This window comes from Pseudomonas sp. R4-39-08, from assembly GCF_003852275.1.
Taxonomy (GTDB): Bacteria; Pseudomonadota; Gammaproteobacteria; order Pseudomonadales; family Pseudomonadaceae; genus Aquipseudomonas.
The window spans coordinates 2,512,953-2,537,123 of sequence record NZ_CP027733.1 but is presented as its reverse complement, the minus strand read 5'-3'; the positions used below and the strand labels follow the sequence as shown (position 1 = coordinate 2,537,123).

Below are 24,171 nucleotides of genomic sequence, written 5' to 3'. Positions count from 1 at the left end.
GGGTGTCCTGTGAAAATTACTTCGGATAACCGGCACGCTTCATCTCGCGCTCAGTGGTGGTCTGCGCTTGCTGCAGGGCCTGATCGACCGTCATGCCGCCGGTGAGCGCTGCCGAAAACAGCTTGCCGACGGAAGTGCCGATGGCCTGGAATTCGGGAATCGTCACGTACTGGATGCCCACGTACGGCACCGGTTTGGCCGAGGGGTGCGCCGGGTCGGCGTGCTTCATCATCTGCAGCGTGACCTGGGCAAACGGCGCCGCGTTCAGGTACGCCTCGCTGTAGGTCGATTGCCGCGTGCCCGGCGGTACATTGGTGATGCCTTCTTTTTCAGCGACCAGCTGGATGTAATCCTTGGACGTCGCCCAACGGATAAAGGCTTTGGCAGCGTCTTTGTGCTTGGAGGTGGCCGGGATGGCCAGCGACCAGGCGTAGAGCCAGGAAGTGCCCTTATCGGTGACCTCGGTGGGCGCCGCAGCGAAGCCTACGCGGTCGGCGACTTTGCTCTGGCCGGTGTCGGTGGTGAAGGAGCCGGCGACGCTGGCATCGACCCAGATCGCACATTTGCCACTGTTGAACAGCGCCAGGGTTTCGTTGAAACCATTGCTGGACACGCCCGGCGGGCCGTATTGCTTGAGGCTGTTGACGTAGAAATTGGCCGCAGCCGTCCACTCGGGGCTGGTCAGTTCGGGCTGCCATTGCTCATCGAACCAGCGCGCGCCGAACGCATTGGCCATGGTGCTCAGCAACGCAACGTTCTCGCCCCAACCCGCCTTGCCGCGCAGGCACAGGCCATATTGATCTTTGCCCCTCACCGTCAGCTTGGCGGCGAATTCGCCGAGCTGGGTCCAGGTTGGATTCGCGGGCATGCTCAGGCCGGCTTGCTTGAACAGGTCGGTGCGGTAATAGGTCACGGTGCTTTCGCCGTAGAACGGCAAGGCGTAGAGCGTGCCATTCACCGACAGGCCCTGGCGCACCGAGGGGAAGATGTCCTCGACATCGTAATCGGCCGGTAGGTCGGTCAGTGGCTCCAGCCAGTGTTTGGCGCCCCACAGCGGGGTTTCGTAAGTGCCGATGGTCAGCACATCGAACTGCCCGCCCTGGGTGGCGATATCGGTGGTGAGGCGCTGGCGCAGGACGTTTTCTTCGAGCACCACCCAATTGAGCTGGATGTCCGGATGTTGCGCCTGGAACACCTTGGACAGGCGCTGCATGCGGATCATGTCGCTGTTGTTGACCGTGGCGATGGTCAGGGTGTCGGCGGCCTGGCTGGGCAGGCTCATGGCCAGGCCGGAGAGCAGCAACAGCGTTTGGGCAAGCGTGGCTTTGCGGGTTGATAGCATGGCGGTGTCCACCGGTTGTTTTTGTTATTGAGCGCCGATTACAGCAGCTTGGGCCGGTTTCTCACAAACCCGTGGAGGATGCCCGACCGATACTTTTTTAACCGGCACCCCAGGCGCAAAAAAGTATCAGTGTGGGGCGACGCCGGGGGTAGCGCCAGGCCTGCCGAGGCGGGTATTTTGGCGGGTATCCAACGCACAAGAGGCAGCCGCATGCCCATCCGCGCCCCACTGTTCGAGCACCGTCCCGCCGAACTGGAAGTGATCCTGCCCGAACCGGAGCACTGCTTTCGCTGGTTCGAACACGACTACCCGATTGAGCTGGCGCGCTGGAACCATCACCCTGAGTTCGAAATCCACCTGATTCGCCACGGCAGCGGCAAGCTGGTGGCGGGCGACTATATCGGTGCATTCAGTGCCGGGCATGTCGCCTTGATCGGCCCCGACCTGCCCCACGACTGGATTGGCGACCTGGCACCCGGCGAGTGCCTCAGCGGTCGCGACGTGGTGCTGCAGTTCGACGGCGCCGCCCTCCTCGCCTTGCGCGAGGCCCTGCCGGAACTCGGCGATCTGCAGCCGCTGTTCGAACACGCGCGACGCGGCCTTGAGTTCACCGGCGAAACAGCGGTGCACGCGGCGCGGTTGATGGAAGCCATCGGCAACGCCCAGGGCCTGCAACGACTGATCCTGTTCCTGCAACTGCTCGACACCCTCAAGAACGCCCCGCCCTGTCAGCTCAAGGTGCTGGCCAGCCCGCGGTACGCGCCGACCCTGGACCCGCGCAGCGCCGAACGCATCAACAAGGCCTTCGCCTACCTGATGCGTGAACTCGGCGGCGAGGTGCGCCTGTCAGACATCGCCCGGCAACTGGACATGAGCGAACCGGGTTTCTCGCGTTTCTTCAAACGCACGACCGGCCATGGCTTTATCGAGCTGATGCGCAAATTCCGCGTGCAGCGCGCCTGCCGGTTATTGCTGCAAAGCGATATGTCGGTGGCGGATATTTGCTTCGAAGTCGGCTACGCGAACCTGTCCAATTTCAACCGGCACTTTCGCATCGAGATGAACCAGACACCGAGTGAGTATCGGCGCGAGACCGGCAATCATCTGGAAAAAATGACACCCAGTCATTTCTGACCATAAAGACGACTAATCAGGCTTTTTTGCAGGCCTTTCAGACGATTGAGCAAAGTTGGTACAGCCTATGCAAACGTTTGCGGAACGGACTTGGCCACCAAGTTCACTCCACCCGCGCAAACGGGTTCAAACCGCGTACGAATAGGGATTTTCAATGCACCCCACCTCAACGCCTCGCGCTTGCTTTGGTGTTTCCTTGCTACTGGCCGCCGTTACGGGAGTACTCAGTGCACCCATTTTGGCGCAGGACAAACCCGCGGATGACTCAGCACAGGGCGAAACCCTCAGCCCCGAGGCCAACCCGCCGGCAAAAAAAGGCGTCTACCTGTCGGAGTGGTTCAACCAGGACCTGACGCTGATCGGCAGCAAGGACATCAGCTTCGGCCCAAAACCGCAGGATGACGTTTACCTGGAGTACGAGTATTTCGGGCGCAAGGGGCCGTTCGAGCTGTACGGCTACATCGATGTGCCAAAGATCCTCGGCATCGGCAACAGTAATGACAAAGGTGCGTGGGACCATGGCTCGCCCGTGTTCATGGAGCATGAGCCGCGAATCTCCATCGACTACCTCGCTGGCCGTAGCCTGGCGATCGGACCGTTCAAGGAATGGTATGTGGCGTTCGACTGGATCTACGACCACGGCAGCAACAAGGAGAACCGCGCCAACACCCTGTACAGCGGCCTTGGCACCGATATCGACACCCACTCGCGGGTCAACCTGTCGGCGAACTTCTACGGGCGTTACCAGTGGGAAAACTACGGCGCCAGCAATGAATATTCCTGGGACGGCTACCGCGCGCAGATGAAATACATCGTGCCCATCGGCAAATTCGACAATGGCGCCTCGCTGACCTACATCGGCTTCACCAACTATGATTTCGGCTCGGACCTGCACAAGGACAACCCGGCGCGCACCGCCAACTCCCTGGTGGCCACCAACGTGTTGCTGTACTCGTTCACGCACCTGCGTTTCACCCTGGTCGGCCGTTACTTTCATAACGGCGGCAACTGGGAGGATGGCAGCGAGTTGAATTTCGGTGAAGGCAACTTCCGCGCCCGCTCAGACGGCTGGGGTTACTACGCCGGCGTGGGCTACCAATTCTGATCAAGGAGCTGCAGATGAATACCTTTACTCGCCTCTCGCTGACCATGGGCCTTGCCCTGCTGCCCCACCTGGTGCTGGCAGACAACGCCGCGCCGATCAAACCCAAGGTCATGCTGATCACCATGTTCGCCCCCGAGGCGCAAACCTGGATCGACCGCCTGGAACTCAAGCAGCAAGTGCGCGTGCCGGGCCTGTCCGCCGAATACCCGGTGATTCGCTGCAACACCCAGGACGTGTGCCTGCTGGTCACTGGCATGGGCCAGACCAACGCCGCCGCCTCGACCCTGGCCCTGGCCTTGTCGCCCAAGTTCGACCTGCGCCAGAGTTATTTCCTGATCGCCGGAATAGCCGGTATCAGCCCCAAGCACGGCACCATCGGTACCGCCGCCTGGGCGCATTACCTGGTGGAATTCGGTACCCAATGGGAGTTGGATTCACGGGATGCACCCAAGGAGTGGCCGACCGGTTATATCGGCATCAACACCAAGGGGCCCAATGAAAAACCGCCGCTGGACTACAAGACTGAAGTGTTCGAGCTCAACCCCAAGCTGCAAGCCAAGGCATTTGCCTTGTCGCACAAGGTGGAGCTGACGGAAAGCAAGGAATCCGCCGCCTGGCGCAAACACTACCCCGCCGCCCCGGCCAACCAGCCGCCCCAAGTCACCCGCTGCGACACCCTGGCGGGCAACACCTGGTTTTCCGGTACGCGCCTGAGTGAGCGCGCCGAGGTGTGGACCAAACTTCTCACGGATAATAAAGGCGAATACTGCACCACCCAGCAGGAAGACAACTCCACTTACGAAGCACTGCTGCGCGCCAGCCGCGAGGGTTTGGTGGATATCCAGCGCCTGGCTGTGGTGCGTGCAGGCTCGGATTTTGACCGCCCGTATCCGGGCTACAGCGAAGTGGACAACCTGCTCAAGTACGCCGATCAAGGCGGTTTCGTACCGGCATTGGAGAACCTGTACCGCACGGGCAATCCGCTGGTACAGGCGATCCTGAATAACTGGTCGGCATGGAAAAACGGCGTCCCCGAGGCCTGACGCCGATCAAAATGTGGGAGGGGGCTTGCTCCCGATAGCGGAGTGTCAGTCACTGCATCTGTGCCTGAAACACCGCAATCGGGAGCAAGCCCCCTCCCACATTGGACGGTTCAGTTCGCGTTGGCAGCCGCTTTGGCGCATTCGCAGCCCGTCGCCGCAGCGCAGGGTTCACCGTGCGCGTGATGCTCGGCGCAGCCCTGGCAGCAATAGCCCTTCCCGTCCTTCATGACCGCGTCGATGCCCAGTACGCATTTGCAGTGTGGGCAAGCACAGGTTTGATCCGGCATGGTCAGACTCCTTCTTCATGGTCGTCGCGGTGCAGCGAACGCCACACCTGAAACAGTGACCCGAGGCGCGGCGCCAAGGTTCAGCGCCGTCAGTCGGCCTGGCGCGTATTGCTGCGATACATGAACACCAGCGCCAGAGCCAGGCAGAGCATCGCGACGATCCGGCTGCCGGACAGTTCGATCGCCGGGTTGCCTAGCCAGCCGAAATTGTCGATCAGCATGCCCATGCCCAATTGCCCCACGATCACTGCCACCGTGGCGACCGCCGTACCGACCACCGGCACCGCGCCGACCATTACCATCATGTACACCACGCCGAACAAGGCGCCGGTCAGCTGCCACTTCGGCACGTCCAACAAACTGACAGCCTGGGCGGGCTCGAAGAAAAATATCAACAGCGCGGTGGTTAGCGCACCGACCGCAAAGGTCAGCAGGCTGCTGCGCAATACCCCAACGGTCCGCCCCAGGCGACCGTTGATGGCCGCCTGCACGCTCAACACCGCCCCTGCGGCGACCACCGCGACCAACAACACAAACAGATTCATCGCCTTACCCTCGTGCAATCAGAACAAGTGCCGCCACAATCAACGCCAGGGCTATCCAGCGCTCCACATTGACCCGCTTGCGCGCCGTGCCGAACCAGCCGAAATGGTCGATCAGTACACTCTTGCCCACCTGCCCGGACAGGATCGCAATCATCGTCATTGCCACACCGATATGGGGCGTGGCCAGGGTCAGCACCACCACGTACATCGGTCCCAGGAAACCACCGATCAACTGCCAGCGCGGCAGTTGGGTCAAGGCCGGGCCCTTTTGCGGGCCGCTGAACAGCAACAGCAAGAACAGGATCGCCGAGCCGACGCCAAAGATGCTCAACGTCGCCCATAAATGCCCGACCTGCACGCCCAGTGGCCCCAACAGACCGGCCTCCACCGACAACCCCATGCCCGCGAGGATGACCAACGGCAGCAACAGCAGCCGGAGAATGTTTCGCTTCGGCCGGGATTGCGCCGTACCCTCGATAGAATGTGCCTGCATACATCACCTGCGCTTGAAGAAGAAAACAGGCGTGCATTATCCAGTGGCCTGGCTGTGCGATAAATGGCAGCATGCAGACAACACCTTTGCGCAAAACGCACAGCCTGGAGTCATGATGCAGGGTTTGAGTGAACTGAGTTTCAAGGCGCTGCGCCTGTTCGTCGCCGTGCTGGACCATGGCAGTTTTTCTGAGGTAGCACGCCGCGAAGGCCTTGCGCCCTCGTCCATTTCCCGGCAGATCCAACTGATGGAACAAGCCCTCGGTCAGCAGTTGCTGTACCGCCACACCCGTGCCGTGAGCCCGACCGAAGCCGGACGCCTGCTCGGGCGACACGCGCGGCTGATGCTGGAGCAGCTGGAAACAGCGAGCCAGGCCCTGCAGGAACAAGACAGCGAACCCAGCGGGCTGGTGCGCATCAATGCGCCCATGGTGTTCGGCCAGCGTCACCTTGCGCCGTGGCTGGGGGAGCTGTGCCGGCGCTATCCGAAGCTGCAACTGGACATCCAGCAGACCGATACCTTCGTCGACCCGCTGCAGGACGGCACTGACCTACTGTTTCGTATTGGCGTGCTCAATGATTCCAGCATGCAGGCGCGGATCTTCGCGCCGCAACGCTTTCGCCTCGCCGCCAGCCCCGCGTACCTGGCGCAGCACGGCACGCCGCGCCATCCCGACGAAGTGGTCAACCACCAGTGCCTGGCCTACAAGGGCATAAAAGGCCAGGAGCGCTGGTTCTTCCGCCGCGACCAGGGCGACTGGAGCGCCTACAGCGTCAAGGGCCCGATCACCGGCAACCACGCTGACACCCTGACCCACGCCGCCGAGCAGGGCCGGGGGCTGGTGGTGTTTCCTTCCTGGCTGATCGGTGAAGGCCTGCGCGCCGGCACCTTGCAAGCGGTGCTGACCGATTACGAAGTGGCGACCACCCTGGAGCCCCAGCAGATCGCGGCGTTGTGGCCGGGCAGCCGCAGGCTGTCGCTGAAGGTGCGCACGGTGATCGATTATTTTGTGGAATGTTTTGGGACGGTGCCGTATTGGGATCGGTGAGTCAGAACAGCCACTGCCCGATCAGCCACGCATTCGCCCCACTGATCACCGCAAACAAAAACCACGCCAGCATCCGCGTCGGCAGCCGGTTGACGAACGGGCCCATCAGTTGTTTGTCGCCGGTCATGCGGATCAGCGGGTATAACGCGAAGGGCAACTGCAGGCTCAGCACCACCTGGCTGAGAATCAGCAGCTTGCCGATGGCGTCGTCGCCCATCAGCCACACGCCGAGGAACGCCGGGATCAGCGCCAGGCCGCGGGTGATCAGGCGGCGCTGCCAGCAGGGGATGCGCAGGTTCATGTAACCCTCCATGATCACCTGCCCGGCAATCGTACCGGTGAAGGTCGAACTCTGGCCCGATGCCAGCAAGGCGATGCCGAACAGGATGCTGGCGAACGCACCGCCCACCAGCGGGTCGAGCAGATGATAGGCGTCCTGGATCTCCACCACGTCGGTATGGCCGGTTTTGTAGAACGCTGCGGCGGCCAGCACCAGGATCGCCGCATTGACCAACAGGGCCAAGGCCAGGGAGCCAATGGTGTCGATACGTGCAAGCTTGACTGCATCCTGTTTGCTGGCCAGGTCCTTGCCGATCAGGCGCGTCTGCACAATCGAGGAGTGCAGGTAGAGGTTATGCGGCATCACGGTCGCACCGAGGATGCCGATGGCCAGGTACAGCGGCGCGGCGTCGCTGATGGCCGACAGCGAGGGCGTGAAGCCACTGAGCACGTCCGGCCAGTAGGGTTTGATCAGCACCAGTTCAATGAAGAAACACACGCCGATGGTCGCGACCAGCGCCAGCATGATCGCTTCCAGCCGGCGGAAACCGCGGTTCTGCAGGGCCAGGATCAACAGCGTGTCGAAGGCAGTGATGACGATCCCGGTGGTCAGCGATACACCCAGCAGCAGGTGAAATGCCAGGGCGCAGCCGAGCACTTCGGCGAGGTCGGTGGCGATGATGGAAATTTCCGCCAACACCCATTGGGTACGCGCGGAGCGCTTGCTGTAGCGCTCGCGGCACAGTTGCGCCAGGTCTTTACCGGTGGCGATACCCAGCCGCGAGCACAGGCACTGCACCGCCATCCCCGCCAGGCTGGCCAGCAGCACTACAAATAACAGGCTGTAGCCGTAGCGCGACCCGGCTTCGATGGCGGTCGCCCAGTTGCCGGGGTCCATGTAGCCGATGGAAATCAACAGGCCGGGGCCGGCGAACATCAGCGCGCGTTTGAAAAACGACGCCTTGGGATCAACGACGACGGAGCCGGCCACTTCCGGCGGGCAGAAAGGGGCGGTAGCAATTTTCGGCAGGCTGAATTTCACGCGGGATCCCAGGCAAACACACAAGTCAGGGCGCCAGCTTAGCAGTCCGACGCAACGGTGCGCATCACCGTCTCCCGGGGCAGGTCAAATGCCTCAACCACTTGCACCACCAGGTCCAGCTCCTGGTTCAGCGCCTCACGTTCCAGGCGCTGGCGAATCACGCCGACCACCAACACCGCCAACGTGGTGATCGAATAGGCCGGGCCGGAAAAAGCCCGTACGCCGCTGACCAGCAACATCGTGGCCGCCAACGCCTGGCCCACCACCGGAATCGCCGTGGCGGCACCGCGTCGCAGCATAAACCCGGTGAGTCCCGCCAATGCCGTGCCGCTCAAGGCGGTGGTGGCCGTACGGCCCATGTCGAGACGCTTGAACACACCCTGCTCTTTTTGCATCGCGGCCTTGAGTTCGGCGTCGAACGCCTGTCGGTCGGCACCGCTGAGGTTGTCCTGGTACTGCTTGAGCAGTTTTTCCGCGACCTGCGCTTCGATATCCGCCAGGGCCACGCTGGCTATTGCCTCGTCGAACTTGATGCCCAAGCGTTGCGCCACCGCTTCGGCGATCTGGCGATAGGCCACGCCGTGACCACGGGCCAGGTTCATGAAGCTGTCGCCGCCCATGCGCTGCAACTCGATGGCGAGTTTGCGCGGTTCGCGTACGCTGGCATCAATCGAGGCACTGCGCTTTTGCGCCATCAGCTCGGCGAGAAACTTCAGCTCATCCGGCCGCGCCTGCACCAGCATTGGAAACAGATCAACATCTTCTTCGGCAAAGCGCGCTTCACTGCTGCGCAGGTCGGCGCGGATCAGGCCACGGCGTTCCTGCAACAGGTCGGTGTACTGCACCACCGTGCGCAACTGCGGCCAGTAGGCGGCATGGTCGAAACTGGCCAGGTGCACGTTGGTGACCTTGGCCTTGAGTGCCGGCGTTACTGCAATCGCATAGCGGCCGATGCAACGCTCGGTATCCGGCTTCATCGCCAGCGCCCAGTCCTTGCTCGAGTAGCAATTGATCAGCCGTCCCTTGAGCGGTGCCGACACCGCCTCCCAAGGGCTCGAGGTACAGATTGCCCCGCCCATCAGCAACACATTATTCAATGGCAGTTCATGGGCGATTTCAGGGCTGGCCAGCACACTCTTGACCAGGATCCGAGCACCAAGGGAGTGGCCGATCAGATTGATCTGCCGCACCTGGAGCGATTCGGCGTGCAGGTAGCTCGCCAGCTCGGGCAGCAAGGTCCTGGCCACTTCATCGACCCGAGCCTCGACACTTTTGTAATGGTCGAGAAAGTAGGCGATCGCCTTGCCCACACCCACCGTCGCCGCGCCCAGGCCACCGCCGCCGAGCATCGAGGCGATCACCTCCTTGAACGGGGCAAACAGGTTTTCCAGGAAATGCCCCGCCGGCCAGAACAACATCAGGTTGGTCGAGCCTTCAATGCTGGCCAGTTGTTCCTTGAAGCCGGCCAATTGCTGCTGGCTGAAAAACGCCGAATAACCGTGCACGTAGAGATTGAGCACGTCCCCCTGAGGCTCGCCACACAGGACGAACGTAGGCTTGCGGGTGCGGTGCATTTCATCCCACTGCTGTTGCATGGGCCGGTGACTCCTGGTGACAAGGGGCGGCCATGGTAACAAAGAGCCAATCAAGCCGAGATGAAAACCACAGGCATCGCGACGCCGGACTGGTTCAGCGCGCGAAGTTGTCGATTTTTACCTGGCCATCGGGAAACGTCGCGATAAGTTCTAGATCTCCCCCCATCGCCCGTATGTAGTCGCGCAAGGTGCTGATGTACATATCGGAAAAGCAAACGTCCGTAGCTGCCGAAATCCGCCAGATAAGAGCCACATCCATTAACCTCCGCATCAAAAATACAAGTTTCAAAATGTGAAAACACGCTCTAATAGAGCCCTTTCCCTCGCCCTTGAAAACATCAGCATCTGATTCAAGCAAACAATGGAGTTCGCAATGCCCCATGAAGGCAACCTGTTACAAGCAGCCGTGGTGTTCCTGTTCGCCGCCGTGCTGGCCGTGCCGTTGGCCAAGCGTCTGCAACTGGGCGCGGTGCTGGGCTATCTGTTCGCCGGGGTGATCATCGGCCCCTCGGTGCTGGGCCTGATCGGCAACCCGCAAAGCGTGGCGCAGTTCTCTGAACTGGGCGTGGTGCTGTTGCTGTTCATCATCGGCCTGGAGCTTTCGCCCAAACGGTTATGGGTGATGCGCAAGGCGGTATTCGGTGTCGGCCTGGCCCAGGTGCTGCTGACCGGGCTGGTGATGGGCGTGGTGGCGCTGTGGCTGTTTGGCCAGTCATGGAACAGCGCGATTGTGCTGGGCCTGGGCCTGGCGCTGTCCTCCACCGCGTTTGGTCTGCAAAGCCTGGCCGAGCGCAAGGAACTCAACCAACCCCATGGGCGCCTGGCCTTCGCGATCCTGTTGTTCCAGGACATTGCAGCGATCCCGTTGATTGCCATGGTGCCGCTGCTGGCCGGCAGCGATCATCCGACCAGTGAAGCCCAGGGCGTGCAGCACGTCTTGCAGATTCTCGGCAGTATTGCCGTGGTGATCATCGGCGGGCGCTACCTGCTGCGCCCGGTGTTTCGTATCGTCGCCAAGACCGGCCTGCGTGAGGTCTCCACCGCCACCGCGCTGCTGGTGGTGATCGGCACCGCCTGGTTGATGGAGCTGGTGGGCGTGTCCATGGCCCTCGGCGCGTTCCTCGCCGGGCTGCTGCTGGCGGACTCGGAATACCGCCACGAACTGGAATCCCAGATCGAACCGTTCAAGGGCCTGCTGCTGGGGCTGTTTTTTATCAGCGTGGGCATGGGCGCCAACCTCAGCCTGCTGCTCAGCACACCGCTGGTGGTGATCGGACTGACCTTGCTGTTGATCGGTTTGAAACTGCCGCTGCTGTACGCCGTAGGGCGCATGGTGGGCGAGCTCAATCGCGAAAGCGCTCTGCGCCTGGGCGTGGTGTTGGCGGCGGGAGGTGAGTTCGCCTTCGTGGTGTTCAAGATCGGCCGCGACCAGGGCCTGTTCGAACCGCACCTTTATGATGTGCTGGTGTTGACCATCACCCTGTCCATGGCCGTGACCCCGCTGCTGCTGTTGGTGTGCCCGAAGCTGTTCAAGTCCAAGGCCAAGCCGGTGGACGTGCCCGAGGAGTACCGCGCTATCGAAGGCGACGCGCCGCGTGTGGTGATTGCCGGCATGGGGCGAATGGGCCAGATCGTCGCGCGAATTCTGCGCGCACAAAACATCTCGTTCATCGCCCTCGACACCTCGGTGGAAACCATCGAACTGACCCGCAGTTTTGGCGGTATGCCGGTGTTCTACGGTGACCCGCAACGCCCGGAAATCCTCCATGCGGCCAAGGTCGACCAGGCGGAATTCTTTGTGATCGCCATGGATGATCCGGAGATCAACATCAAGACCGCCGAACTGGTGCGCAACCTCTACCCGCACATGAAGATCATCGCCCGCGCGCGTAACCGCCAGCACGTCCACCGCCTGGTGGACCTGGACGCCTCACCGGTGCGTGAAACCTTTTACTCAAGCCTGGAGATGAGCCGTCGTACCCTGGTCGGCCTTGGTCTGAGCCAGGCCCAGGCCGATGCGCGCATCGACCGCTTCAGGGCCCACGACCAGCAAGTCCTCGCCGCCCAGCATGCGGTATACGACGATGCGGCCAAAGTCATGCAGACCGCCCAGGAAGCCCGTGCAGAACTGGCGCGCTTGTTTGAGATGGACCGGCTTCAGGAAGAGTCCGACAAGGTGTGAGGCTGCAGATGAACGATATTGCGAATTTTCTGACAGAATACGCCGCAATTTCGTTCATCTCTGGAGCGCTTCATGGCCACCTTCACCAAAACTGCAGTGCTGCTGGCCCTCGCGCTTACCGCCAGCAGCGTGTTCGCCGCCGCCAAACCGGCCACGCAAACGCTCTCCACCCTGGGCGGCAAGTTCACCTTCAGCCTGCCCAAGGCCTACACCGCCGACGCCCTGCCCTCCGGCAAGGCTGAAGACGGCACCGCCGATACCCAAGGCACCCTGTACGCCAACGCAACCACGAAAAGTGTGGTGATCGTCGCCGAAACCGTACGTAACGATGGGGTTTCAATCCAGGATAACGACGCCAAATTTCTCGATGGCGCTGTGAGCGATTTCGTCAAGAACCAGAGCGCCGCCCTGCCCGACTTCAAGAAACTCGGCGAGAAAAAACTGACTTTCAAGGGCCTTGGCCTGCGCCAGGTCGACAGCACCGCCACCCAAGGCGGCGGCAAGACCCTGAACTCCACGTTCCTGGCTGGCTCCGGCAATCACCTGCTGGTGATCCAGGCGATTTCGCGGGCGGACGATGTGAAGGGGCATGCGGCGCTGGTGAAGCAGATTACTGGTGGCAAGTAAGCCAGTCTCCCAAGCGACATAAAACCAATGTGGGAGGGGGCTTGCTCCCGATAGCGGTGAATCAGTCGATACATCTGTGACTGAAATACCGCCATCGGGAGCAAGCCCCCTCCCACATTTTTTACGGTGTTTACCGCAGGCTCTTCTCCAGCCAAGCCTTCAGGTCCTGGATTTCCGCCTCGCTGATTGTATGGTTCATCCCCGGATACCCATGAAACTGCGGCTTCAAGCCAATCCCTTCCAGCACCTCGTTGGCCCGCGTTCCCGAGGCATAAGGCAGCGCCTGGTCCAAGGTGCCATGGCCGATAAAGATCGCCAGCTTGTCCAACGCTTCATTCGGCTTGAGCTCGGCCTTGAGCACCGGCAACACGCTGCCGCTCAGCGCCGCAATCCCGCGCACCAGCTCGGGCCTGCGCAAGCCCACTTCATAGGACATGATCGCGCCCTGGCTGAACCCTACCAGGAACACCCGGTCAGGCTCGGTGTGGTACTTGGCGGTGGCTTTGCCGATAAAGTCTTCGAGCAGCCTGGCGCTGCTTTGCAGGTCGGCCGTCACCCCATCGTAATCACCATCGCCGGGGGTCTTGGTAAACCAGCGGTAGCCACGCGGTTCCACCGGCATTGGCGCGCGCACCGACAGGTAGGTCCAGGTGGAAGGCAGCGCATCCTTGATGCCGAACAAGTCTTGCTCGTTGCTGCCAAAGCCATGCAGGAAAATCACCAGCGGTTGGTTGCGTGCATCGCCCTGGGTCTGTTCCAGGTACGACAACGGCAGGTCGGTACGCAGGTCGGAATCCGCGTGGGCGGCACTGGCAAGCAAGGTCAGCGCGAGAGCGAGCAGTTTGAGCATGGGATCTATCCCTCAGGGTTTGCGCAACAAATAGGTGTCCATGATCCAGCCATTGGCGAGCCGCGCGGCCTTGCGCACCCGTTGGATTTCGTCCGCGACCTCACCGACTTTGCCGCTGATCAGGATTTCGTCCGGCGTGCCCAGGTAGGCGCCCCAATAGATATCCAGGTTCTGATCCGCCACGCTGCGGTAGGAATCTTCGGCATCGAGCATCACCACCAGGGTGTCGGCATCACTCGCCTGCCCCGCCGCCAGGCGGCGCCCGGTGGTGATTTCAATGGACTTGCCGATACGGTTCAACGCCACCTTATGCTGGGCCGCCAGGGCCTGCACGCTGGTAATACCGGGGATCACCTCGAACTCGAATTCACAGCGCCCCTCGGCAAGAATCGCCTGCAAAATGCGAATGGTGCTGTCGTACAACGCCGGGTCGCCCCAGGCCAGAAAGGCCCCCACTTCGCCGTCGGCCATGTCGTCGTTGATCATGCGCTCGAAGGTCTGCTGCTTGTCGCGGTTGAGGTCGCGCACGGCGGTGGTGTAGTCGATATCACCGCGCACGCGCTCGGGGCAGTCGGCCTCGACGAAGCGGTAGCCGGGCCTGGTGATGTAGGTTTCGCAGATTTCACGGCGCAGGTCGATCAGCTTGTCCTTGCTCTGGCCCTTGTCCATCAGGAAAAACACGTCGGTGCGGTTCAGCGCCTTCACGGCCTGCATCGTGATGTAGTCAGGGTTGCCGGCGCCAATGCCGATGATCAGGATGCGTTTCATGGGTTGCTCTCATTGCGGGGCGTGGATTTTGCCATGATCGTGGGCTCAGGCATAAGTTTCCAGGCGCAGGCGCCAGACCGCGTTGAAGCGCAGCTCGATGCGCGACAGTGGTTCTACGTCGATCCGGTAGAACATCGAGGCCGGGTACTGCATGACGTACAGCAGCGCGGCACGGATCACAAAGGGGTGGGTCACCGCCAGCACATGCCCTGGCTGGTTTTCCAGGGCCTTCATCCACTGCCCGACCCGCGTGCACAGTTGCGCCACTGATTCGCCACCATGGGGCGCATAGGCGCTGTCGGTAAGCCAGGCGTTCAGCTCAGCGCTGTCGAGCGCGCGCAGAGCCTGGCCTTTCCAGCGCCCAAGGTCGACGTCGCGCAGGGCCGGTTCGATGCCCGGCTGTTCGCCGAACAAACCCGCCGTCTGCCGGGTTCGCGCCTCCGGCCCGCACAGCAGGCGCGCCGTCTCGGGGTAACGGCCTGCCAACGACAGCGCCGCGCCCTGCCAGTCCATGACCAGCGATTCGTCATCGGCAAAGCGCGCCAGTTTTTGCGACGGTGTGGCCGCATGGCAGATCAGGGTCAAACGGGTAGCCTGCACGCGATTCATTCCGAAGGGATGAGGCTGCCAAGCCTGGCGCAGTCAGCGCGCCGATGCAACGCCCTCAGGCCAATGCCGCCCCCGCAGGCGCCGCCACCGGGCTGGCGCTGGCCACGAAGTCCTCCTTGCGCAGCAGCACCAAGGCGATCAACGACACCACTCCGGTCGCCACATAGAAGTACCACGGCGAGGTGATGTCGCCGGTCACCTTGATCAGCCAGGTGGAGATCAGCGGCGCGCTGCCGCCAAACACCGCCACCGGCACGTTGTACGCCACGGCGATGCCGGTGGAACGGATGCGTGTGGGCAGCAGTTCGCTCATCAGTGCATAGGTGGACGAGGCATAGAGGCCGAACAGGATCGCCACCGCCATCAAGGGCGCAAAGAACGTCGCCGGCGTGGCGGTCGGGGCCATCTTGAACAGCCAGAACATCGCCAGGGTCGCCAGCGTGCCGACCACCATCAGGAACGGCTTGCGCCCGTATTTATCGGTGAATGCGCCACCGAACGGCATGACGAAGGCCGCCGAGAAACTGGCGACGAACACATAGAGCAAGGTGGTGCCGCTGTCGAACTTGAGAATCTTGGCCATGTAGGTCGAGGCGAAAGTCAGGACCAGGTAAAAGATCGAGCTGTGCAAGGTGATGATGAAGAACACCAGGGCGATGGCGCGCTTCCACTGCCAGACCTCGCGCAGGGGCGCACGGGAAGTTTGCCCGGCACGTTGCAAGGCCAGGAACTCAGGGCTGTCTTCAAGCTTGAGGCGGATGTACATGGAGATGAAGCCCAGGGGCGCGGCGATCAGGAACGGCACGCGCCAGGCCCATTCCTGCATGACCTCGGCGCCCAGCACCCAGGTCATGCCGTTGGCCACGGCGCCGCCCAGCAGCAGGCCGAGCACCGCGGTGACCATCAGCCAGCAGGTGGCAAAGCCGCGTCGGCCAGGGCCGGCGTATTCGGAAATGAAGCTGGTCACCGTGCTGATTTCACCGCCCGCCGAGAAACCTTGCACGCAGCGCACCAGGATCAGCAGGATCGGGGCGACGATGCCGAGGGTGGCATAGGTCGGCAGCAGCCCCAGCATTACCGTGGAGCCGGTCATCATCACCAGCGCCATGATCAGGGTTTTACGCCGGCCGATCTTGTCCGCCAGCGGGCCGAAGAACAGCCCGCCCAGCGGGCGGATGAAGAAGCTCAGGGCGAACGCGGCAAAACTGGCCAGCAGGCTGGTGGTGGGGTCGTCGGAAACGAAGAACGCCTGGCCGATATACACGGCAAGAAAGCCGTAGACGCCATAGTCGTACCACTCGATCAAGTGGCCGGAGGTGGCACCGAGAAACGCGCGGCGGCGTTTGCGGACGGTGTCTTGCGCGTGATTGCCCATCGAGGGGGACTCCTTGTCTGTTGGTCGATCCGTGCTAAAGCGCGGCGATAGTCGCTGCTTTCAACCACTGCCGCAAGTCGGTCTTGAGGACCTTGCCGTAGCTGTTCTTGGGCAAATCGCTGCGCCACACATATTTTTTCGGTTTTTTGAACGAGGCCATGCGCGCCACAAACCATGCCGTGAGCTCGCCTTCGTCGAGGGGCTCGCCGCTGCGCGTCACCACAAACGCCACCACCGACTCGCCCCATTGCGGGTCCGGCTCGCCCACCACGCACACTTCGAACACCTCGGGATGCTGGGCCAGCACCTCCTCGACTTCGCGCGGGTACACATTGCTGCCGCCGCTGATGATCACGTCCTTGGAGCGATCCGTGAGGGTCAGGTAGCCGGCGGGGTCAAGAAAGCCGATATCACCGGTGAGCAGCCAACCCTCGACCAGGGTGTCGCTGGTGGCCTGCGGATTGCGCCAATAGCCCTGCATCACCGTGGCGCCGCGCACCGCGATTTCACCGCGCTCGCCGGTCGGCAACGGTCGGTGGCGGGCATCGAGAATGCGGATTTCCACGCAGGCTTGCGCGTAGCCTACGGATGCGGCCAGGGTCGTCCAGTCGGCGCGCTGGCGGTCGGCGATCAGCCCACGGGGTAGCACGCTGATAGTCATCGGGCTCTCGCCCTGGCCGTAGATCTGCACCAGGCGGGGGCCGAACGTATCGACGGCGTCGCGCAAGTCGGCCAGGTACATCGGGCCGCCGCCGTAGACGATGGTCTTGATGCCTTCGCCGTGATAGCCCTGTTGCCGTGCCTGCTCGACCATGCGCTTGACCATGGTCGGCGCGGCAAACAGTGAAACGCTGCCCAGCTCTGCCGCCAGCCCGAACAGCTCGGCGGCGTCAAAACCGTTGGACGCCGGCACCACATGCCGCGCACCGCAGCGTACGTGAATAAAATTGTAGAGCCCGGCGCCATGGGACATCGGCGCGGCGTACAGCGCGGCATCGTCGGCGCTGACCGGGTCGACGTCGGTGGCGTAGCACAACGACATGGCGATCAGGTTGCCATGGGACAGCATCACACCCTTGGAACGCCCGGTGGTGCCGGAGGTGTAGAACAGCCAGGCAAGGTCGTTATCCTGGCGCGGTACCGGTTGCTCCAGGGTTGGCCAGCCCTGGTTCGGCGGCAGCACGTGACCGTCAAGTTCCGTGCAGCGCGCAGGCAAATCCCGCGATGAAAACACCCGGCCGCCATCGGTAAAGATCAAGCGTGCTTCGGCGTTATCCGCGATCCATGCCGCCTCGGTCGGGTGCAGCTTGGCATTGATCGGTACCGCCACCGCGCCCATCCACCAGATGGCGTAGAGCAACTCCAGATAGTCGCAGCTGTTTTTCATCAGCACCGCCACCGCGTCCCCTGGCTGCAAGCCGTGCTGGTCGACCAGGCGCGCGGCGCGCTGGCGCACATGGGCGGCGAAGGTGGCGTAGTCGGCCACTTGCCGGGCGCCGTCGAACAGTGCCGGGCGTTGCGGGTCGCGACGCCGGGTGTCGTGCAACCAATTGGCAATGTTCATGGTTCAGTACCGACGCGCGTGCAGGACCGAAGCGTAGTTGGCCACCGCCATGCCGCCCATGTTGAACACCAGGCCGAACTCCGCATTGGGCACCGCCAGACCAATCGGCTCGCCGGTCAATTGCCGGAATGCCAGGGCATGCATCGAGACGCCGGTCGCGCCGACGGGATGGCCCTTGGCCTTGAGCCCACCGGAAAGGTTCACCGGCAAACGCCCGCCCGCACGCACCACGCCGCTGTCGAGCACACGGTGCCCCTCGCCCTTGGGCGCCAGGCCCATGGCTTCGTAGATCAGCAGTTCGGCGATGGTGAAGCAATCATGCACCTCGGCGAAGCTCAGGTCGGCCAGGGTCACATTCGCCCCGCGCAGCGCCGAATGAATCGCCCGCTGCGGGCCTTCAAACGCCAGGATGTCGCGCTGGGCGATGGGCAATGTGTCGTTGACCTGGGTCATCGCGCGAATCTGCACATCGCGGCGAAACGCCCGCGCACGCTTGGGCGACGCCAGCACAATCGCCGCAGCGCCATCGCTGATCAGCGAGCAATCGGTGAGGCGCAGCGACTCGGCCACGAACGGGTTGCTCTGGGACACGTTATTGCAGTGCTCGAAATTCATCTCGCGGTGCATCTGCGCCAACGGGTTGGCCATGGCATTGGAGTGGTTCTTGGTGGCAATCGCCGCCATCGAGCCCAGCGGGCAATGGTAGCGCTCGGCGTATTGGCGAGCGGCGCGGCCGAACAACTGCGGGAAACTCAGGCCGGCTTCGGCCGCATCGTTCTGATAACCGGCGCCGGCCAGCGCCTGGGTGACGGCGGCCGTGGAGGTATGGGTCATTTTCTCGGCCCCCACCACCAGCACCAATTCGGCGCTGCCGGAGAGAATCGCATTGACGCCGGCCTGGATCGCCGCCGAACCGGATGCACAGGCGTTCTCACAGCGGGTGGCCGGTTTGAAGCGCAGGGCTGGGTCGGCCTGCAGCAGCAACGACGCGGCAAACCCATCCGGCACCAGCCCGGCATTGAAATGGCCGAGGAACAGCGCGTCGATCTGCGCCGCATCGAGGGCGGCATCGCTCAAGGCCTCACATGTGACCTGAACAATCAGATCTTCCAGCGTGGTGCCTTCCAAGCGACCAAAACGCGAATGACCAGCGGCAACGATAGACACGCAATCAGCAGGCATAATCAATTTCTTCTGTTCTTGAACCGGACTTTCCCTACAATGACCCACCTCTGGTCGCGGGCCAATTCGTGTAACTACTTACATGGATAAGTAGTCCGCCAATCAGTTGAATAACGAGGCAGGATGCCCATGACCGTGATTACCCCACCATTCCAGAACCTTGAACGCCTGGCGTTCAAGCTGTCCCCCGCGCCGCAGCTGGTCACCAGCAACCGCGTGATCATCGACTGCAACGACGCGTTCCTGAACCTGTTCGGCTACACCCACGCGACGTTGGTCAATCAATTGACCCTGCTGATTTACCCGTCCCAGGCCGACTACCACGCCATCGGCAAGCGCAGCCATGAGTGGTTGCTCGACAGCGACAGCGGTTTTTATTCCGACGAGCGCTTCATGCAGCACCGCAATGGCGAAGTGTTCTGGGCCAGGTCCCATGGCTACACGCTCACGCCCAGGGATCCGTTCAAGTTGATGATCTGGCACTTCGAACGGCTGGACCGCACCCATCAAGGCACGGGCGACCTTACGCCGCGGGAGCGGGAGATTGCCATGCACATTGTCAATGGGCTCAAGTCCAAGGAAATCGCGCTGAGATTGGGAATTTCGCATCGGACGGTGGAGGTCCATCGGGCGCGGTTGATGAGGAAGTTGCAGGCCAAGACGGTGGTGGAGTTGGTGTCGAAGATCATCATGGTGGCTTGAGGTTGGTCGGTTTTTTTGGAATTGACTGTGTACATATCCGTTATTTAGGTAACGGCTGCTATGGGTTCCGCTCTTACAGCGGCTCACTTTTGAAAAGCGCAAAAGTAAGCAAAACGCTCTTGCCCCACCACTCGGCACCTCGCTCACGCTCGGTGTGCCCGTAATCCGACAGTGATTTGGGGGGCCGCCGCCACGCGCCATCCATGGCGCGGGGCGGCTAAACCGGCGTCCTGCCGGTTTACCCCCCAAATCACTGTCGAATTCCGGCCAGCGTGGTTTAACGGGGCGCTTAAGATCAAAAGCAAAATCAAAAACAAAGCGAGGCGGCCTTAGAGCCGACCTGGTCAGTGAGGGTGCGCGACGGCTCAGCCAATGAATAACCTGTGGCGAGGGAGCTTGCTCCCGCTGGACTGCGTAGCAGTCCCAGTCTTAAAGAGCAGGGCCGCTTCGCGCCCCAGCGGGAGCAAGCTCCCTCGCCACAGTACGACGCTGATTCTTGCCTACCTACGATGCGAAGCGAGTCGCTCTTGCTTTTGCTTTTGATCTCGGTCGCCCCGTTAAACCACGCTGGCCGAACGCGGGCTTGAATCCGTGGGTAACCCGGCAGGACGCCGGGTTAGCCGCCCTGCGCCATGGATGGCGCATGGCGGCGGCCCACGGATTCAAGCCTGCGTTCGGGCACACCGAGCCTGGGCGAGGTGCCGAGTGGTGGGGCGAGGACCTTTTGGTTACTTTTGGGTCCCTCCAAAAGTGACCCGCTGTAAGAGCGGAACCCTAAGTAGCCGTTACCGCAGCAACGGATATGTACTCAATCCCCAACCCACCATCAAACGTGCACTAGCACTATCAAGCCACCCGACTCTCCTTCTTCAAACTCTCCATATCAATCACAAACCGATACTTCACATCCCCCTTCAACATCCGCTCATACGCCTCATTAATCCCCTGGATATCAATCATCTCAACATCCGAAACAATCCCGTGCTTGGCACAAAAATCCAACATCTCCTGGGTCTCCTGAATCCCACCAATCAACGACCCCGCCAGACTGCGCCGCTTGAATATCAAATTAAACACCGCAGGCGACGGATGCGGACTGTCCGGCGCACCCACCAGCGTCATCGTGCCATCACGTTTGAGCAGGCTGATAAACGCATCAAGGTCATGGGGCGCAGCCACCGTATTGAGGATAAAATCCAGGCTGTTGACTACCTTGGCCATCTCATCGGCATTCTTCGACACCACCACCTGATCAGCACCCAAACGCAACCCATCCTCACGCTTGTTCGGTGAAGTGGTGAACAACGTCACATGTGCCCCCATGGCGTGGGCAATCTTCACCGCCATATGCCCAAGCCCGCCAAGCCCGACCACGCCGACCTTCTTGCCTGGCCCGACCTTCCAGTGGTGCAGCGGCGAATAGGTGGTAATCCCGGCACACAGCAACGGCGCTACCGCCGCCAGGTTCGAATCATCGTGGGAGATGCGCAGCACGAACTGCTGCTTGACCACGATGTTGTCCGAATAGCCGCCGTAGGTATTCTCGCCACCGAACAGGGGACCGTTATAGGTCCCAGTGAAGCCGTTCTCGCAATACTGCTCCTCGCCCTCGGCACAGGATGCGCACTGCTGGCAGCTGTCGACCATGCAGCCGACACCCGCCAGGTCACCCACCTTGAATGTCTTCACATTGGCGCCGACCGCCGTCACACGGCCGACGATTTCATGGCCGGGCACCGACGGGTAAAGGGTGTTGTTCCACTCGTTGCGGGCGGTGTGCAAATCTGAATGGCACACCCCGCAATACAGAATATCGATCTGCACGTCATCCGCCCCTGGAGAGCGGCGCTCGAAGGTAAAGGGCTTGAGCGAATCCTTGGAGTCCCGAGCGGCATAGCTGTAAGTCTTGGCCATTTCGTTCACCTGTGTGATCTGACGGAAGAGTTCGGTGGACACGCCTGGCCGCTGAAACGTTCAACCGAGCACGTCCATACAATTCCCAATGGCGCCTGCCCCCTAACCTCACGGCTTTCGAACCCGTAGAAGCGCTGGAGAATGGGCATGCGTAACAAAGCAATCAAGGTATCCGTAGCATTGACGCTGTTGGCAAGCGCCATGATGAACAGCGCTTTGGCGGCCACCCCAAGCGTCGCCGTGGCGCCCCAATACGACACCAGCCACGTGTATGTGGCGCCGGCCGATGTCGACCGTTTCGCCCAGAGCTTCCTGGCCACCTTCGGCGGCAAGAGCACGCCCCAGGTGGTGGTGAATGTGCTGCCGGTGCCAAGCAGCACCACCTCGCAATTGCTGCAGACCCCGGCGGGTACAGTCTCGTTGTTCGGCTTCACCACGCCCGTGCCGCATCCGTTCGGCCAGGAACGCAACGGCTATCTGGTCAAGGACATGGATGTAGCCCTGAAAGCGGCGCGGGACAATGGCGCCGATGTGATCGTCAGCGATTTTCCCGACCCCATCGGCCGTGATGCCGTGGTGCAGTGGCCGGGCGGCGTCAACATGCAGCTCTACTGGCACACCAAGGCCCCGGACTACGCGGCGTTCGAGGCGGTTCCGGAGAACCGCGTGTATGTGTCCAATGACAGCGCCGAGCGCTTTATCAAGGCGTTCCTCGGCTTCTCCCACGGCAAAATAGTGAACGACGACAAGCACGCCACCGCCGCTGATGTCGGCCAAGCGGGCGGCGAATACCGTCGCGTCGAGATCGAGTCAGCCTTCGGGCGTATGGCAGTGCTGGTCACCAACGGCCATCTGCCCTACCCGTTCGGCCACGACACCACCGGCTATCAAGTCAGCGACCTGGCCGCCACCCTCGGCAAGGCCAGCGGGTCTGGCGCCAAGGTGCTGGTGCCCGCGTTCGACAGCAAAGGCCGGCGCAGTGCAATGGTCGAATTCCCCGGCGGTTATGTCGCGGAAATTCACCAGCTCACCGCGAAAAAATGATCCGTCATACAGGCTGGAGCCTGGCCGTGCTGTGGCCGCTGCTCGTCGGCAGCGTCCACGCCGACGATCCACCGAGCCGACCGGCGATCAAGGCCAATCGCTGGCAGGAAGACTGGTCGGTGCTCAAGGACCCGGCGCTGCGCACGCAGCCGCTGGACAGCCTCAAGTACATCCCGTTGTCGGGCGCAAACCCGTACACCTACCTGTCCCTGGGCGCGACCTTGCGCGAGCGTTTCGAGATGAATGACGCCAGCGGTTTCGGCGTGAAGGACGTGGCCCGTGATCGCTACCTGATCCAGCGCTTCCAGGTTCATGCCGACCTGCATTTGAATGAACACTGGCGCGTGTTCACCCAGCTCGAAGACGTGCGCGCCTATGACAAAACCACGCTGGGCGGCGCCGATCAGAACCGCGTGGATGTGCGCCTGGCCTTCGCCGAATACGTGAACACCTTCAGCAGCGGCACGTTCAAGAGCCGTATCGGCCGCCAGGATTTTGCCTTCGACTTGCAGCGCTTCATTTCGTCACGGGACGGCCCGAATGTGCGGCAGTCGTTCGATGCGTTGTGGGCCGACTGGGAAACGCCGAACTGGCGCTTTATCGGGATCGCCAGCCAACCGGTGCAGTACCAGGATGGCCGGCATTTCGACGACAAGTCCAACAGTGACGCGCGTTTTCATATGCTGCGGGTCGAGCGCCTGGTGGGCGGCACGAATGAGCTGTCGGCCTACTACGGCGTGTACGAGCGCAGCGCGGCGCACTACCTGGACGCCGATGGCGACGAAACGCGCCAGCTGTTCGATGCGCGCCTGGGTGGCGCGGCCCAGGGCTTCGACTGGGATATCGAAGCCATGCTGCAAGGCGGCTCGGTGGGCAGCAAGGATATCCGCGCCTGGGCCGGCGGCAGCCGCACCGGCTACACCTTCGACAGCCTGGCGTGGAAGCCGCGCCTGGGCCTGCAACTGGACATCGCCTCGGGCGACCGTAAAACCGGTGACGGCACCGTCGGCACTTTTAACCCGCTGTTTCCCAACGGCTACTACTTTTCCCTGGCGGGCTATACCGGCTACAGCAACCTGATTCACGTCAAGCCATCGATCACCGTCAAGCCGATCGCCAAGCTCAGCGTGCAAACCGCCATCGGCCTGCTGTGGCGGCAAACCACTGCGGATGCGGTCTACACCCAGCCCAGCGTGCCGGTCGCCGGCACTGCGGGCCAGGGTGAACGCTGGACCGGTGCCTACGGTCAGCTGAGAACCGACTACGCCTTCACGCCGAACCTGACCGGCGCGGTCGAAGCCGTGCACTACGCTGTCGGCCAGACCCTGCGTGATGCCGGCGGGCACGACAGCAACTACCTGGGCATGGAGCTCAAGTTCAGTTGGTAATTGAGGCAAGCACACCGATACAAGCCCGGCTTGGTTTTTTGGCGCAGGCTTTT

22 protein-coding genes and 1 pseudogene are annotated in these 24,171 nt (G+C 62.0%); 9 read left to right on the top strand and 14 right to left on the bottom strand.

The features are described 5' to 3' along the window. Positions 1-16: 16 nt before the first annotated feature. Positions 17-1,342, bottom strand: coding sequence for a sugar ABC transporter substrate-binding protein (locus C4J88_RS11705; RefSeq protein ID WP_124406992.1), 1,326 nt, complete (start codon positions 1,340-1,342; stop codon positions 17-19). 210 nt (positions 1,343-1,552) lie between these two features. On the opposite strand from C4J88_RS11705, the gene C4J88_RS11700 reads away from it, so the two are divergent. From C4J88_RS11700 to C4J88_RS11690, 3 genes are all read left to right on the top strand, one after another. Next, complete coding sequence (locus tag C4J88_RS11700; RefSeq protein ID WP_124406991.1) at positions 1,553-2,476, top strand: AraC family transcriptional regulator; 924 nt, start codon at positions 1,553-1,555, stop codon at positions 2,474-2,476. A gap of 154 nt (positions 2,477-2,630) precedes the next feature. Continuing rightward, entirely contained in the window at positions 2,631-3,581 is a 951-nt protein-coding gene (locus tag C4J88_RS11695) for a nucleoside-specific channel-forming protein Tsx (protein ID WP_124366757.1), read from the top strand. A 14-nt stretch (positions 3,582-3,595) separates the two neighbouring features. Beyond that, positions 3,596-4,624 carry a purine nucleoside permease gene (locus C4J88_RS11690; RefSeq protein WP_124406990.1) on the top strand — a complete coding sequence of 343 codons (1,029 nt, stop codon included), beginning with the start codon at positions 3,596-3,598 and terminating at the stop codon, positions 4,622-4,624. Between the two features lie 110 nt (positions 4,625-4,734). On the opposite strand, the gene C4J88_RS11685 is transcribed toward C4J88_RS11690, so the two are convergent. The 3 genes from C4J88_RS11685 to C4J88_RS11675 form a co-directional block, all read right to left on the bottom strand. Next, complete coding sequence (locus C4J88_RS11685) at positions 4,735-4,911, bottom strand: metallothionein (RefSeq protein ID WP_124362520.1); 177 nt, start codon at positions 4,909-4,911, stop codon at positions 4,735-4,737. An 89-nt stretch (positions 4,912-5,000) separates the two neighbouring features. Beyond that, complete coding sequence (locus C4J88_RS11680) at positions 5,001-5,456, bottom strand: DMT family transporter (RefSeq protein WP_124406989.1); 456 nt, start codon at positions 5,454-5,456, stop codon at positions 5,001-5,003. Positions 5,457-5,460: 4 nt separating this feature from the next. Then, positions 5,461-5,949, bottom strand: coding sequence for a DMT family transporter (locus C4J88_RS11675; protein WP_124406988.1), 489 nt, complete (start codon positions 5,947-5,949; stop codon positions 5,461-5,463). Between the two features lie 115 nt (positions 5,950-6,064). Between C4J88_RS11675 and C4J88_RS11670 the strand changes: the two genes are divergently transcribed. Further along, positions 6,065-6,997, top strand: coding sequence for a LysR family transcriptional regulator (locus tag C4J88_RS11670; RefSeq protein ID WP_124408610.1), 933 nt, complete (start codon positions 6,065-6,067; stop codon positions 6,995-6,997). Between the two features lies 1 nt (position 6,998). On the opposite strand, the gene C4J88_RS11665 is transcribed toward C4J88_RS11670, so the two are convergent. The 3 genes and pseudogenes from C4J88_RS11665 to C4J88_RS27710 form a co-directional block, all read right to left on the bottom strand. Then, entirely contained in the window at positions 6,999-8,318 is a 1,320-nt protein-coding gene (locus C4J88_RS11665; RefSeq protein ID WP_124406987.1) for an Nramp family divalent metal transporter, read from the bottom strand. 38 nt (positions 8,319-8,356) lie between these two features. Beyond that, a complete protein-coding gene (locus C4J88_RS11660; RefSeq protein WP_124406986.1) occupies positions 8,357-9,913 on the bottom strand; it encodes a DUF726 domain-containing protein in 1,557 nt (518 codons plus the stop codon). A gap of 94 nt (positions 9,914-10,007) precedes the next feature. Beyond that, a pseudogene (locus C4J88_RS27710) lies at positions 10,008-10,121 on the bottom strand (transcriptional regulator); the annotation flags it as partial. Between the two features lie 165 nt (positions 10,122-10,286). Between C4J88_RS27710 and C4J88_RS11650 the strand changes: the two are divergent. Both C4J88_RS11650 and C4J88_RS11645 read left to right on the top strand, forming a co-directional pair. Continuing rightward, a complete protein-coding gene (locus C4J88_RS11650; protein ID WP_124370450.1) occupies positions 10,287-12,095 on the top strand; it encodes a monovalent cation:proton antiporter-2 (CPA2) family protein in 1,809 nt (602 codons plus the stop codon). A 72-nt stretch (positions 12,096-12,167) separates the two neighbouring features. Next, positions 12,168-12,722, top strand: a complete 555-nt coding sequence (locus C4J88_RS11645; RefSeq protein WP_124362511.1) for a hypothetical protein — start codon at positions 12,168-12,170, stop codon at positions 12,720-12,722. 130 nt (positions 12,723-12,852) lie between these two features. Here C4J88_RS11645 and C4J88_RS11640 read toward each other — a convergent pair whose 3' ends face one another. The 6 genes from C4J88_RS11640 to C4J88_RS11615 all read right to left on the bottom strand — a co-directional run bounded on the left by C4J88_RS11640 (position 12,853) and on the right by C4J88_RS11615 (position 19,070). Then, positions 12,853-13,572 (bottom strand): alpha/beta hydrolase, encoded by a 720-nt coding sequence (locus C4J88_RS11640; RefSeq protein WP_124406985.1) that lies wholly within the window; start codon positions 13,570-13,572, stop codon positions 12,853-12,855. A 12-nt stretch (positions 13,573-13,584) separates the two neighbouring features. Further along, a complete protein-coding gene (gene cobF / locus C4J88_RS11635) occupies positions 13,585-14,340 on the bottom strand; it encodes a precorrin-6A synthase (deacetylating) (RefSeq protein ID WP_124406984.1) in 756 nt (251 codons plus the stop codon). Between the two features lie 45 nt (positions 14,341-14,385). Further along, positions 14,386-14,940 carry a histidine phosphatase family protein gene (locus C4J88_RS11630; RefSeq protein WP_124406983.1) on the bottom strand — a complete coding sequence of 185 codons (555 nt, stop codon included), beginning with the start codon at positions 14,938-14,940 and terminating at the stop codon, positions 14,386-14,388. Positions 14,941-15,004: 64 nt separating this feature from the next. Continuing rightward, positions 15,005-16,324 carry an MFS transporter gene (locus C4J88_RS11625; RefSeq protein WP_124406982.1) on the bottom strand — a complete coding sequence of 440 codons (1,320 nt, stop codon included), beginning with the start codon at positions 16,322-16,324 and terminating at the stop codon, positions 15,005-15,007. A 34-nt stretch (positions 16,325-16,358) separates the two neighbouring features. Further along, complete coding sequence (locus tag C4J88_RS11620; protein WP_124406981.1) at positions 16,359-17,888, bottom strand: class I adenylate-forming enzyme family protein; 1,530 nt, start codon at positions 17,886-17,888, stop codon at positions 16,359-16,361. A 3-nt stretch (positions 17,889-17,891) separates the two neighbouring features. Next, positions 17,892-19,070: an acetyl-CoA acetyltransferase gene (locus tag C4J88_RS11615; RefSeq protein ID WP_124406980.1), complete on the bottom strand. Its 1,179-nt coding sequence runs from the start codon at positions 19,068-19,070 to the stop codon at positions 17,892-17,894. Between the two features lie 129 nt (positions 19,071-19,199). Between C4J88_RS11615 and C4J88_RS11610 the strand changes: the two genes are divergently transcribed. After that, on the top strand, positions 19,200-19,772 hold the full coding sequence (locus tag C4J88_RS11610) for a PAS and helix-turn-helix domain-containing protein (RefSeq protein ID WP_124362504.1): 573 nt from the start codon (positions 19,200-19,202) through the stop codon (positions 19,770-19,772). Between the two features lie 846 nt (positions 19,773-20,618). Here C4J88_RS11610 and C4J88_RS11600 read toward each other — a convergent pair. Then, positions 20,619-21,686, bottom strand: coding sequence for an NAD(P)-dependent alcohol dehydrogenase (locus C4J88_RS11600; RefSeq protein ID WP_124406979.1), 1,068 nt, complete (start codon positions 21,684-21,686; stop codon positions 20,619-20,621). 147 nt (positions 21,687-21,833) lie between these two features. Between C4J88_RS11600 and C4J88_RS11595 the strand changes: the two genes are divergently transcribed. Both C4J88_RS11595 and C4J88_RS11590 read left to right on the top strand, forming a co-directional pair. After that, positions 21,834-22,730, top strand: a complete 897-nt coding sequence (locus C4J88_RS11595) for a VOC family protein (RefSeq protein WP_124406978.1) — start codon at positions 21,834-21,836, stop codon at positions 22,728-22,730. Next, positions 22,727-24,118 (top strand): alginate export family protein, encoded by a 1,392-nt coding sequence (locus C4J88_RS11590; protein WP_124406977.1) that lies wholly within the window; start codon positions 22,727-22,729, stop codon positions 24,116-24,118. Before C4J88_RS11595 ends, C4J88_RS11590 begins: the two co-directional genes overlap by 4 nt. The last annotated feature ends 53 nt before the right edge of the window (positions 24,119-24,171 follow it).

Excerpts from the sequence above, each read along its gene's own strand:
- C4J88_RS11595 (WP_124406978.1), top strand. The coding sequence starts at position 21,834 with ATGCGTAACAAAGCAATCAAGGTATCCGTAGCATTGACGCTGTTGGCA.
- C4J88_RS11690 (WP_124406990.1), top strand. The coding sequence starts at position 3,596 with ATGAATACCTTTACTCGCCTCTCGCTGACCATGGGCCTTGCCCTGCTG.
- C4J88_RS11700 (WP_124406991.1), top strand. The coding sequence starts at position 1,553 with ATGCCCATCCGCGCCCCACTGTTCGAGCACCGTCCCGCCGAACTGGAA.
- C4J88_RS11625 (WP_124406982.1), bottom strand. The coding sequence starts at position 16,324 with ATGGGCAATCACGCGCAAGACACCGTCCGCAAACGCCGCCGCGCGTTT.
- cobF (WP_124406984.1), bottom strand. The coding sequence starts at position 14,340 with ATGAAACGCATCCTGATCATCGGCATTGGCGCCGGCAACCCTGACTAC.
- C4J88_RS11695 (WP_124366757.1), top strand. The coding sequence starts at position 2,631 with ATGCACCCCACCTCAACGCCTCGCGCTTGCTTTGGTGTTTCCTTGCTA.
- C4J88_RS11645 (WP_124362511.1), top strand. The coding sequence starts at position 12,168 with ATGGCCACCTTCACCAAAACTGCAGTGCTGCTGGCCCTCGCGCTTACC.
- C4J88_RS11610 (WP_124362504.1), top strand. The coding sequence starts at position 19,200 with ATGACCGTGATTACCCCACCATTCCAGAACCTTGAACGCCTGGCGTTC.
- C4J88_RS11685 (WP_124362520.1), bottom strand. The coding sequence starts at position 4,911 with ATGCCGGATCAAACCTGTGCTTGCCCACACTGCAAATGCGTACTGGGC.
- C4J88_RS11705 (WP_124406992.1), bottom strand. The coding sequence starts at position 1,342 with ATGCTATCAACCCGCAAAGCCACGCTTGCCCAAACGCTGTTGCTGCTC.
- C4J88_RS11615 (WP_124406980.1), bottom strand. The coding sequence starts at position 19,070 with ATGCCTGCTGATTGCGTGTCTATCGTTGCCGCTGGTCATTCGCGTTTT.
- C4J88_RS11660 (WP_124406986.1), bottom strand. The coding sequence starts at position 9,913 with ATGCAACAGCAGTGGGATGAAATGCACCGCACCCGCAAGCCTACGTTC.
- C4J88_RS11640 (WP_124406985.1), bottom strand. The coding sequence starts at position 13,572 with ATGCTCAAACTGCTCGCTCTCGCGCTGACCTTGCTTGCCAGTGCCGCC.
- C4J88_RS11670 (WP_124408610.1), top strand. The coding sequence starts at position 6,065 with ATGCAGGGTTTGAGTGAACTGAGTTTCAAGGCGCTGCGCCTGTTCGTC.
- C4J88_RS11590 (WP_124406977.1), top strand. The coding sequence starts at position 22,727 with ATGATCCGTCATACAGGCTGGAGCCTGGCCGTGCTGTGGCCGCTGCTC.
- C4J88_RS11650 (WP_124370450.1), top strand. The coding sequence starts at position 10,287 with ATGCCCCATGAAGGCAACCTGTTACAAGCAGCCGTGGTGTTCCTGTTC.
- C4J88_RS11680 (WP_124406989.1), bottom strand. The coding sequence starts at position 5,456 with ATGAATCTGTTTGTGTTGTTGGTCGCGGTGGTCGCCGCAGGGGCGGTG.
- C4J88_RS11600 (WP_124406979.1), bottom strand. The coding sequence starts at position 21,686 with ATGGCCAAGACTTACAGCTATGCCGCTCGGGACTCCAAGGATTCGCTC.
- C4J88_RS11675 (WP_124406988.1), bottom strand. The coding sequence starts at position 5,949 with ATGCAGGCACATTCTATCGAGGGTACGGCGCAATCCCGGCCGAAGCGA.
- C4J88_RS11620 (WP_124406981.1), bottom strand. The coding sequence starts at position 17,888 with ATGAACATTGCCAATTGGTTGCACGACACCCGGCGTCGCGACCCGCAA.